The organism is Parabacteroides sp. PF5-9 (assembly GCF_029893105.1).
Lineage (GTDB): Bacteria > Bacteroidota > Bacteroidia > Bacteroidales > Tannerellaceae > JARXWG01.
In genome coordinates this window covers 1-11,343 of record NZ_JARXWG010000013.1, presented here as the reverse complement: position 1 = coordinate 11,343, position 11,343 = coordinate 1, and the positions used below count along the sequence as shown (strand labels likewise).

Genomic DNA, 11,343 nt, shown 5'->3' with positions numbered 1-11,343 from the left:
GCAACCTACTCTACTTTTGTGACTGAACCTGATCCGGCGACTTTTATTGAAGGCTCTTCAGGATCCCCTTTGTATTTAATTTCTCCACTGCCGGCAATATCCACTTTGATGCTATTGTTTGCATATATTTCAAGATCCCCACTACCAGCGATCTCACCCTTAATGTCGTTGGTAATGAAATCAAATCCTCTAACCTCACCACTTCCCGCTATGTTATAGGATGCACGATCAGCCTGACCCGCTAAATTCAACTTACCTGATCCTGCAATTTCGCTATGAAACTCCCGACTAACCAGATGAACAGCATGAATTTCCCCATTACCGGCAATATTCATTTTTACCTTGTCGCCTATGACTGTGTCGTTAAAATATATAGAACCGCTTCCTGCAACTTCAAATTTGAGTCCGTCTCCCGATAGCGAACTGTTTGTCACAAACTCAATGCTTCCGGCAATAATAATCTCGATCAGCTGACGCGAATTGGTCGTGACATTAAATTCCGTCGGCCGAAAGTTGTTCTGCCGATATTCTTTTTTAGGTTTGATACTTAACTGATTATCATGTTCAATGATAAAATCATATTTTTCATAAATATTCTGATCGGTGGTGACTTCCAGAAAAGGAGCTTCATCCGATCTGACATAGTTAATCTTCATCGAACTGCTGAAGGCTCCGATTTTATTATAATCGTCAATCGAAATTTGATGAGTAACCAGGTTACCGTCGCCTTTGATCGGTTTGAACGGGATACATCCGCTTCCTATGATCAACCAGAAAGTAAAAAGGGATAAAGTGATTTTCGTTTTCATAATTTGTTGTATTAAAAATAATTATTTGTCATTTTTTCTGATTTTTCCAATCCCCGAAGTATGGGTGTCGACGGTTGCATTACCCCGGTAATAGATGTTGCCGACACCTGATGCATACGCCGTCAGTTTATCCGTGGCGTTCGCTTGTATACTACCGACTCCCGACACTTCACAATTCAAGTTTTTCACGAAACAGTCATACGCATATATCTTACCAACTCCGGAGACTTCGAAAGAACCATTGGCGGCCTGACCGGTCAGGTAAACGCTCCCGACACCGGAAACCTCACAATCGATATTTTCACTGACTAATTGGGCTATCCGGATATCCCCTACGCCCGATACATGGAAGCTGATATTATGAGTTGTCAAAGCGCGTTCAGCGATAAAATCAACACATCCGCTGATACTCACATTGTTCAGTTCCTGTGATTGACCATTAACCACAAAAATCGTCGGATTAATTTTCGTATCATCCTTTCCACGGATAAATAGTGTTTGACCGGTTTGATCAATTTCTAAATAGGGGAATAGATTTTCATCAAGAGTAATTTCCAACGTATATGCACCAGTTGTCTGTTCATAATTGAATGCAAAATTTTTCTTCTTATTTATCCCTAAAAAAGAGACGTTATTCGGCTCGATATTCTGACCTAAACGCAGATCGTTATACGCATTGACCGATATGACTCGGGTCTCTGCCGTACCATTCCCCTTTACTTTATTTTTTGCATATCCGGAGGTAATCACACATATGCATAATACAATAGACCAAACCACTTTCTGTTTCATACGTCATTATTTATTTTTTATGTTTCGGACTTATTTTCCCTTTTCCGATGATTGTTAGATGATCCGGGTCAACTCCTTTATAACATATTTCCCCATTACCGATAACGTTCGTTTTCAGAGACTCGGTTGCATAAATTTCAGCCAGACCACTTCCGGTCATTTTGCAAGTTAACGTAGTAACTTCAAAATCAAAGGCATGTATATCTCCACTGCCTGTGATCAGGTATTTGCCTTCTTTCGCTTTCCCCTTTTTTAACGCGATCGAACCCGACCCGTCCAGATCACATTTGATGTTCTCTGTTTGCAAATCGCTGATGACCAAATTGGCACTACCTGTTACTTTCATCTCCAACCGTCCGACTTTGACAGGCTCTTTGAATTGAACCAAGCTGTTTGCATTGGCACGTATCGTTAATTCATCCTCCTCAATACGGCTATTGACCATACAATAAGCGTTGCCTGTTACGCGAACGTTTTTTAGCCATTTGGAGTTTGTTTTCACGATGAATTTAGTCACCTGATCCACTTTTATCCCCTTCTTAAATCCGATTGTCAGTATCCGATCTTTCACTTCTGTCTGTACATACTGTTGGAGATTCTCGTCGATTGTTATTTCTAATGTTGGAGAAGCATCCGATTGTTCAAAGTTAAAATCCATAATACCGTCGATCCGAATGTCATTATAGTCTCCTATTTCGATTTTTGTAGTCGTTAAATGACCATTCCCCTTTAGTGGATCGGCTGCAAGTATACTTCCCGGAAGTATGAATAGAATACTTAATAAAAAGACTAATTTTGTTTTCATCATGTTCGTTTATTATTAGAGATTCTTCTTTTCTGTTTGGTTACAATAAATAGAGATTTATTTTTTGCTTTTCAGATATGAAATACGAAGCAAATATAGGGAAGGGCAGAATACCTTGTATCGCAAGGTACTAATAATTACAAAATATTAACACTCGTGGCAGATCTCTTTTAAAACCCTTTCACCCGCTCTTGCGAAAGCCCTACGTCTTTTATCTGATCGCTCTCCCCGTTTTTTTGAAAGATTTAATCGTCTAACAGTTGGTAGACGATCAAACCACAGTTGGTAGACGGAAGTACACCAATTGGTAGACGAAAGTGACACAGCTGTTAGACGATTAATTTATTTGCACAAAAAAACAGGTCATCCGGGTCATTGAACTTATATATGCAAACCATTTAAATAGCAGGGAATAAGAATTGTTGAAAACGAGAAATGACGATCGTATCATATACTAACAGAAAAGGCCGCTCCTCCCGGAGCAGCCTTCCCAACCACTTTTTTTCAATAAGATTTACATCTTAAAACAACACTTTTTCTTTTTGTTTATATATATAATTTTGGATTAGTAATTAATACGTCAGAATAGAAATACAATCCCCATTTTCTTTCACCGTTGCAATTTTGTTTTTGTCGTTCTGGCTGAAATAAAACAGGTAAGACACCTCTTGGCCGTTATCCATCACGCGGATGTCGCTAACTGCGGCATGGCCATAAGAAGATGCTTTGAATTTGTTCATCACCTGAGCAGGTACTACCTCTTCTTCTACCACCCAGAATGTAGAGATCCAGTTGTACTCCTGATCCAGAGCAATCAGTTTGAAAACATTGTTGCTGTCGATCACACCTACCTTGGCACTCAATGAATCATCCCAGTAATCCAATACCTGGAAATCATTGAACATCCCGTTAATGGTACGGTTTACTTGTGAAGGGATTACAACAGGTGCTTCCGATTCAGTGGCTGTACTGTTTTTTGTGCGGATCAGGTCACCGGCTAAAGAGAGGTATACGTTCAACACTTCCGAGTTGTTGCTTACTTTCACCATATAGATATCCGATGTGTTTGCTCTTTCCAGGATATAGGCGTTTAAGAGGCTGTAATCCGCATATGCGCTTGTGGCTAATGTTCTTTTTACCGATTGGTTCAATGTTTGGTAAGCAACAGTTGTTTGAGCAGATTCCAAGTTTCCTTTCTGGCTGAACCATGCTTTTACAACTGAGGCGTTCTCAGAGAAGCTGGCTGTGTAATAGCCGTTTTCGATAGTCCATTTTACGCTTTTAGCATTTGGGAACTGAATATCCATCGCTCTTAATACGTTCTCGTTGGGAGTCATTGCTGATGGAGTGGTAGAAGCGGTCTGGTTGGTTAGTGGTAAGCTTTCGAAATGTTCGTCAGAAGAACAGCTAGTGATAAATAATGTAATAGAAATTAAAACGAATAATTTAAAAAATACCTTAGTTGCCATGATGTAATAAATTTGAAAAATTAGTGGTTGTTGTTTTACTCATTCGTGCCTTAACACGATGCAAATATAGGGGGGCGATGGGAGGTGAGAAATTCTGGAAAAGGAAAAATAGGTTACAAATCGTAATTTGTCGGAATCTACCAAAAACGGCCTGAAAATGAATAGAATCTACAACTCATTCAAGTTGTAAATCCTAACTTTTACAAGTTGTGATTACAATTTTCAAGTAATGAGAGGGGGGGAGGAAGAGGGAATACAGGAGTAATTCGTTTTAATCGCTAAGTGGTTTCTCCTGCATGTGGAAAAGAGAGCGATTTCAGCACTTCCCAAGTCTGTTTTCTATTAGATCTCTATGAATACAAAAACGTATTAGTATTTATTCATATCTTTGCACATTCATTAATATTTTAGTCTTAGAGATATGACGAGTAAACTTGATTTTCATCCCAAATTGCTGACAGCACTAAAAAATTATTCCCGGGAGAAATTCATGGCCGACCTGATGGCGGGAATTATTGTGGGAATTGTGGCATTGCCACTGGCGATCGCTTTTGGTATTGCCTCAGGAGTAAGTCCTGAGAAAGGGTTGATCACTGCGATTATAGGCGGTTTTATTGTCTCCTTTTTAGGAGGGAGTTCGGTACAGATCGGTGGTCCGACAGGCGCCTTTATCGTGATTGTTTATGGGATTATCCAGAATTTCGGGATCGAAGGATTGGCTATTGCAACGGTTATGGCCGGTATTATGTTGGTTATTTTAGGTCTCCTTCGGTTGGGAACGGTGATCAAATTTATCCCTTATCCGATTGTGGTTGGTTTCACCAGTGGTATTGCATTGACTATTTTCACCACGCAAATGAAAGATCTGTTTGGTTTAACCATAGAACATGTACCGGCTGATTTCATTTCCAAGTGGATCACTTATGGGCAACATATCTCAACGATCAATTGGTGGTCTCTACTGATTGGCCTACTTAGCATAGGCATTATCGTTGTATCTCCTAAATTCTCAAAAAAAATTCCCGGTTCATTGATCGCGATTATTGTTGTGACCCTGATCGTATTTGTTATGAAAAATTACCTGGGGATTACGACGATAGAGACTATTGGCGACCGATTTACGATCAATGCCTCACTACCTGAACCGGAAGCAATCTCTTTCAATATGGAAACGATTAACCTGCTTTTGCCATCAGCTTTTACAATAGCGATGCTGGGAGCCATTGAATCGCTCCTATCTGCGACAGTCGCAGACGGGGTGATCGGAAACAAACACAATTCAAACACTGAACTGATTGCACAGGGGGTTGCAAATATTGTTGTCCCGATCTTCGGAGGTATCCCTGTGACCGGAGCAATTGCCCGGACAATGACAAATATTAACAATGGTGGACGAACTCCTGTGGCAGGCCTTATACATGCGGTTGTTCTTTTATTAATCTTGCTTTTCCTCGGTCCTTTGACCAAACATATCCCTATGGCTTGTTTGGCAGGCGTGTTGATTATCGTGTCTTATAATATGAGTGAATGGCGAACGTTCCGCTCACTACTGAAAAACCCCAAAAGTGATGTCTATGTCCTATTGGCCACTTTCTTTCTGACAGTGATCTTCGATCTGACAATTGCGATTGAAATCGGTTTGTTAATGGCCATGTTCCTCTTTATGCGACGGGTAACAGAAACGACTCGTGTTTCGGTCGTCAGGGATGTAGTCGATTTATCTAATGACGGTGAAATACAACATGAAGAAGAGATGTTGAAACTTCCGGCAAGAGTCGAAGTATACGAAATAGACGGTCCTTTCTTTTTTGGTGTCGCCAATAAATTTGACGGTGTAATGAAAAGCATAGGCGATAAGCCAAAGGTGCGTATCATCCGTATGCGTAAAGTGCCGTTTATGGATTCTACGGGACTACATAACCTGGAAAGTTTGTTGCGTTTATCAGAAGCAGAAAACATCCGTATGATCCTCTCCGGAGTTAATTCCGAAGTACGTCAGGTACTGATTAAATCAGGTTTTGATCAAAAAATCGGTACGGAAAATATTTGCAGCAATATTCATGAGGCGATAACCCGGGCAGAAGCGTTTACGGAAGAGTGTAAAAACTGACAATATTTGTTTAAATGTTTATGAAGAAATCGGTTACAGAAAGTTTCTAAAAGCAATAACCGATTGATACAAAAACGGAGTGACTCATCATTCGCTTTCGGAACCATTGATTAATAGGGAAGCCTTCAATCTTGATATTTCTTCGTCCGTTGTAAATATCAAAGTTGCTGATGGTATACCCTGCGCTGATAAGGAGGTTCTCGGCATGTAGTTCGATGAAGTTCTTTACATTCCAGAAGAAGAACTTACCGCCTTTGTTTTTTACCGTTTCGGTATGATAAGGGAATAGTTTGATATCATCCTTTTTACTGTAATAATCAACACCCAATTCTTCATTCGGGAAACCGACAAGATAAAGTCCCGGTTCGGAATTCAAAGAGAGATGCCAATCCTCACAAACCGTTATGACAGGCATCCGGAGGCGGAGAGCCGGACGAAGCAATAAGCGTTGTGCATAGACATCATTACTATAAATACGCCATTCATCACCATTCGGAATGGTTCCGCCTAAGTGTCTTGATTGTTCGAACTGACAATAGCCACCCAAACCAAGTGTTGCTCCGAAATAATTGTTGAACAAGTAAGTGGTAGATAATTCAAGTTCATATCCGGAAGCATTATTCAATCCGGCAGTAAGCATAAGGTCGCTGGTTCTTCGCTCTTTTGCCGATAGGCAGAGGGGCAGTATCAGTAAAATTATCCCGCTTATTTTTCTTAGTATATGCATCTTTTTGTTTTATCATTGGACAAATACACAAATAAAAACCCCTATTCTACACAAACAGATTTATGCTAATATACCTAAAAAAGGAGCTTTTCCGACAGGATATTACTAACTTGCACCCCCAATTAAACCCTCTATAAGAAACATGAAAGATTTTCTTCGTATACTCAAACGGTTTGTTCCTCCATATCAAAAATACCTGGTATTGAATGTTATCTTCAATATCCTGTCTGCTGTATTGAATTTATTCTCCTTTGCCCTGATTATCCCTATCCTGAATATCCTTTTTAAAACGGATGAGAGCGTGTATACGTATATCGATTGGCAGTTGGATGTTTTCTCATGGGATTCCTGGAAGGAGATGCCGGAGATATTGAGTAACAACTTTTTTGCCTTTGTCAGCAATCTGATCGAAACAGAAGGCGGCTCATTTACCTTGATCATTCTGGGGGTTTTTCTGGTAACGATGACTTTCCTGAAAGTAGCTTCCATGTATCTGGCCTTTTTTACGATGATTCCTATCCGTACCGGTGTTGTCAGGGATATCCGTAATCAGATCAATAAAAAGATCACCCAATTGCCCTTAGGATTCTTCTCCGAGGAACGGAAAGGAGATATTATCGCACGGGTCTCCGGAGATGTGAATGAGATTGAAACCTCCATCATGAGTTCGCTGGATATGTTGTTCAAAAATCCGATATTGATTGTTATTTATCTGGTTGGGATGATAGTGATCAGTTGGCAATTGACAGTTTTTGTATTGATCCTTCTTCCGGTGGCAGGATATATTATGGGGGCAGTAGGGAAAAAATTGAAACGTAAATCGTTAGTCGGACAGGAACAATGGGGATATCTGATGAGTCAGATCGAAGAGACATTAAGTGGCTTACGAATTATTAAAGCATTTAATGCTGAAAAGAAAATCCAGGAACGTTTTGAAAAAAGCAATGATACCTTTCGCCGTACCACTAACCGGATCTATCGTCGCCAACAGATGGCGCATCCGATGAGTGAATTTTTAGGAACAGCGACAATCGCTATTGTATTGTGGTATGGAGGTAGCCTGATTTTAGGAGAGAACAGCGCCATAGATGCTTCTACGTTTATTTTTTACCTGGTCATTTTCTACAGTATAATCAATCCGGCAAAAGATCTGAGCAAGGCTACATACGCTATTCAGAAAGGATTGGCATCTATGGAAAGGATTGATAAAATATTAATGGCTGAAAGTAATATCACAGATCCGGAGCAGCCTCAAGATATACAGTTAAACAAACAGATCGAATACAAGGACGTCTGGTTTAAATACCAAAACGAGTGGGTATTGAAAGGCATCAATCTGACTATTCCGAAAGGGAAGACAATCGCTTTGGTCGGGCAGTCGGGTTCTGGGAAAAGTACACTGGTTGATCTTCTGCCTCGTTTTTATGATGTGGAAAAAGGAAATATCACGATCGATGACACGGATGTAAGAAATGCAACTTTATATCACCTGCGTTCGCTCATGGGAAATGTCAATCAGGAAGCTATTCTTTTTAATGATACCTTCTTCAATAATATCGCTTTTGGAGTAGATAATGCCACGCAGGCACAGGTGGAAGAAGCTGCTCGTATTGCCAATGCCCATGATTTTATCCTCTCTACGGAAGAGGGTTACCAGACGAATATTGGTGACCGGGGAGGAAAACTCTCCGGTGGCCAACGCCAGCGGATCAGTATTGCCCGAGCCATATTGAAAAATCCTCCGATCCTTATTCTGGACGAAGCCACATCGGCTTTGGATACCGAATCGGAACGTCTGGTACAGGATGCGTTGGAGAACCTGATGAAAAACCGTACAACGATTGTTATTGCCCATCGGTTGTCTACCATTAAAAATGCAGATGAAATCTGTGTGATGCATGAAGGGGAGATTGTCGAACGCGGACGGCACGAGGAGTTACTGAAACTAAATGGTTTTTACAAACGTCTTTGTGATATGCAAAGTTTCTGAAAAACGATTAAACACATTTCCAAGTGAACCCGATGAATAGAATCTGCGACTTATGTTACCGTCGGCTCCATAATTTCCCGATCTTTTTTATGTTATCTCTATTCGTTTCCTGTCATTCCGGTATTATTAAACAAGAGAATACCCTCTCATATTATTTCAACCAACCGGCACAGATATGGGAAGAGACTTTCCCGTTGGGTAACGGCCGAGTCGGTTTAATGCCCGACGGAGGGGTCGAACAGGAGCGGATCCTTCTGAATGAGATCTCCATGTGGTCGGGGAGTAAACAAGAAACAGACAATCCGTATGCCTACTGGTACCTCTCACGTATCAGGCAACTGCTCTTTGAGGGGAGAAATGATGAAGCGCAAGCCCTCATGTATCAGACCTTTGTCTGCAAAGGAGCAGGTAGTGCGTTGGGAGACGGAGCAAATGCCCCATATGGAAGCTATCAGTTAGTAGGGCATTTACTCTTGGATTATCATTACAATACGCAAGAACCTATAACCGATTATCGTCGAACGCTTCATCTGAATGAAGCCATCGCTTCCGTCTCTTTTAAAAAAGGGAGTACGTCGTATCAACGTGAAGTGTTCACCTCTTTTTCCGGTGATCTCGGAGTTGTCTATCTGACTGCCGATGATGAAAAAGCATTATCGTTTACTCTCGGATTAAACCGTCCGGAACATTATACCTTCGCTATTGAAGGGCGTGATTTAATTATGAAGGGACGTCTGCCGGATGGTGTCGATACGCTGGAGATGAAAGGGACACAATATGGTGTACGAGTACGGGTGGTCTTACCCAAAGGCGGGACATTGACTCCGCTTGATTCCACACTCACAGTCGCAAATGCATCCGAAGCAGTAATCCTGATTAGTATGGCTACAGATTATTTTGACAAAGAAGGATATAAAGAGCAGATTGTTGGTCTGCTTGCTTCAGCCGAACAAAAGGAATATTCTGCATTAAAAAAAGAACATATAGCGGTTTATAACAATTATTTTAGTCGGGTCGGCCTGGATCTGGGACGTTCATCGACAAGCGATTTACCGATAGACCAACGCTTAAAATTAGTTCAACAGGATGAAAACGATCCGGCATTAGCCGCTCTCTATTTTCAATTCGGAAGATACTTGCTCATCTCCTCGACCCGCGAAGGATTACTGCCGCCTAACTTGCAAGGGCTATGGTGTAATACGATTCATACGCCGTGGAATGGCGATTATCATCTGAATATTAATCTGCAGATGAATTTATGGCCGGCGGAGGTGACTAATCTATCGGAACTACATCTTCCGTTGATTGAATGGACAAAGCAACAGGTCAGAAGTGGGGAGCAGACAGCTAAAGTGTTTTATAATGCACGCGGTTGGGTCACACATATCTTAGGGAATGTCTGGGAGTTTACCGCACCGGGTGAACATCCGTCGTGGGGAGCGACGAATACCTCTGCCGCATGGCTCTGTCAGCACCTCTATCAACATTATCTGTACACCATGAATAAGGCTTATCTGGAAGAGGTTTATCCGGTGATGAAAGGTGCTGCATTATTCTTTGTCGATATGTTAGTTACTGATCCGCGCAACGGTTATCTGGTAACCGCCCCTACGACTTCACCGGAAAATGGTTTCCGTATGGCTAATGGAAATGTAGTGCATGTCTGTGCCGGATCAACAATGGATAACCAGATCATACGTGAACTGTTTGCAAATACCATTGAAGCAGCCGGAATACTAGGTGTTGACTCTGCTTTCGTCGAAGAACTCGAAAATAAAAAAGCCAAACTAATGCCTACCACCATCGGTAAAGACGGACGTATCATGGAGTGGCTGGAACCCTTTGAAGAGGTGGAGCCCACTCACCGACACGTTTCTCATCTATACGGTTTATATCCCGGGGATGAAATTTCTACGGAGTCGACTCCCAATCTAGCCGAGGCTGCCCGCAAATCGTTAATGGCTCGGGGAGATAAAAGTACCGGGTGGTCGATGGCCTGGAAGATCAATTTCTGGGCTCGCCTGAAAGATGGCAATCATGCCTATAAACTATTGAAGGATTTACTTCAACCCTGTGTGGAAGAAGGAACCACAAATGTGACAGGAGGAGGGACTTTCCCTAATCTGTTTTGTGCACATCCGCCCTTCCAGATTGACGGAAACTTCGGCAGCTGTGCCGGAATCGCAGAAATGCTGGTTCAAAGTCAGAATGGGTACATCGACTTCCTCCCTGCGTTGCCCGATCATTGGGGCTCCGGCCATTTTAACGGGTTGAAAGTACGAGGAGGAGGCGAAGTCTCAGCCAGATGGGTCAATAGCCAGCTAAAAGAAGCCACCATCAAAGCGACCGTTCCCGGACAGTTTAATATCAAACTACCCGAACATTCGAAAAATCTCAGTGTCAGGAAAAACCAAAAGCCTGTTTCATTACCAGTAATAGATGGATTTCTGCATATCCCCCTTTTGGATGGTGAAGAGGTCTTATTGCAATTCTAACATTGTTAGAACAGAAAAGGCCGCTCCTCCCGGAGCAGCCTTCCCAACCACTTTTTTCAATAAGATTTACATCTTAAAACAACACTTTTTCTTTTTGTTTATATATATAATTTTGGATTAGTAATTAATACGTCAGAATAGAAATA

8 protein-coding genes are annotated in these 11,343 nt (G+C 41.6%); 3 read left to right on the top strand and 5 right to left on the bottom strand.

The window, feature by feature from the left end; all coding sequences use genetic code 11:
* Nucleotides 1-5: 5 nt before the first annotated feature.
* The 4 genes from M2135_RS08665 to M2135_RS08650 all read right to left on the bottom strand — a co-directional run bounded on the left by M2135_RS08665 (nucleotide 6) and on the right by M2135_RS08650 (nucleotide 3,875).
* Nucleotides 6-809 carry a head GIN domain-containing protein gene (locus M2135_RS08665; protein WP_280748095.1) on the bottom strand — a complete coding sequence of 268 codons (804 nt, stop codon included), beginning with the start codon at nucleotides 807-809 and terminating at the stop codon, nucleotides 6-8.
* 21 nt (nucleotides 810-830) lie between these two features.
* Entirely contained in the window at nucleotides 831-1,601 is a 771-nt protein-coding gene (locus M2135_RS08660; RefSeq protein ID WP_280748094.1) for a head GIN domain-containing protein, read from the bottom strand.
* Nucleotides 1,602-1,611: 10 nt separating this feature from the next.
* Nucleotides 1,612-2,409: a head GIN domain-containing protein gene (locus M2135_RS08655; protein WP_280748093.1), complete on the bottom strand. Its 798-nt coding sequence runs from the start codon at nucleotides 2,407-2,409 to the stop codon at nucleotides 1,612-1,614.
* Between the two features lie 569 nt (nucleotides 2,410-2,978).
* Nucleotides 2,979-3,875 (bottom strand): PepSY-like domain-containing protein, encoded by an 897-nt coding sequence (locus tag M2135_RS08650; protein WP_280748092.1) that lies wholly within the window; start codon nucleotides 3,873-3,875, stop codon nucleotides 2,979-2,981.
* 421 nt (nucleotides 3,876-4,296) lie between these two features.
* On the opposite strand from M2135_RS08650, the gene sulP reads away from it, so the two are divergent.
* A complete protein-coding gene (gene sulP, locus M2135_RS08645) occupies nucleotides 4,297-5,985 on the top strand; it encodes a sulfate permease (RefSeq protein ID WP_280748091.1) in 1,689 nt (562 codons plus the stop codon).
* 46 nt (nucleotides 5,986-6,031) lie between these two features.
* Here sulP and M2135_RS08640 read toward each other — a convergent pair whose 3' ends face one another.
* Nucleotides 6,032-6,712 carry a hypothetical protein gene (locus M2135_RS08640; protein WP_280748090.1) on the bottom strand — a complete coding sequence of 227 codons (681 nt, stop codon included), beginning with the start codon at nucleotides 6,710-6,712 and terminating at the stop codon, nucleotides 6,032-6,034.
* 142 nt (nucleotides 6,713-6,854) lie between these two features.
* Between M2135_RS08640 and M2135_RS08635 the strand changes: the two genes are divergently transcribed.
* Together M2135_RS08635 and M2135_RS08630 are read left to right on the top strand one after the other, a co-directional pair.
* Complete coding sequence (locus M2135_RS08635) at nucleotides 6,855-8,702, top strand: ABC transporter ATP-binding protein (protein WP_280748089.1); 1,848 nt, start codon at nucleotides 6,855-6,857, stop codon at nucleotides 8,700-8,702.
* 89 nt (nucleotides 8,703-8,791) lie between these two features.
* Nucleotides 8,792-11,197: a glycoside hydrolase family 95 protein gene (locus M2135_RS08630; protein WP_280748163.1), complete on the top strand. Its 2,406-nt coding sequence runs from the start codon at nucleotides 8,792-8,794 to the stop codon at nucleotides 11,195-11,197.
* The last annotated feature ends 146 nt before the right edge of the window (nucleotides 11,198-11,343 follow it).

Bases quoted from the DNA above. Each gene is read 5' to 3' on its own strand.
- M2135_RS08640 (WP_280748090.1), bottom strand. From the start codon at position 6,712: ATGCATATACTAAGAAAAATAAGCGGGATAATTTTACTGATACTGCCC.
- M2135_RS08650 (WP_280748092.1), bottom strand. From the start codon at position 3,875: ATGGCAACTAAGGTATTTTTTAAATTATTCGTTTTAATTTCTATTACA.
- sulP (WP_280748091.1), top strand. From the start codon at position 4,297: ATGACGAGTAAACTTGATTTTCATCCCAAATTGCTGACAGCACTAAAA.
- M2135_RS08655 (WP_280748093.1), bottom strand. From the start codon at position 2,409: ATGATGAAAACAAAATTAGTCTTTTTATTAAGTATTCTATTCATACTT.
- M2135_RS08630 (WP_280748163.1), top strand. From the start codon at position 8,792: ATGTTATCTCTATTCGTTTCCTGTCATTCCGGTATTATTAAACAAGAG.
- M2135_RS08665 (WP_280748095.1), bottom strand. From the start codon at position 809: ATGAAAACGAAAATCACTTTATCCCTTTTTACTTTCTGGTTGATCATA.
- M2135_RS08635 (WP_280748089.1), top strand. From the start codon at position 6,855: ATGAAAGATTTTCTTCGTATACTCAAACGGTTTGTTCCTCCATATCAA.
- M2135_RS08660 (WP_280748094.1), bottom strand. From the start codon at position 1,601: ATGAAACAGAAAGTGGTTTGGTCTATTGTATTATGCATATGTGTGATT.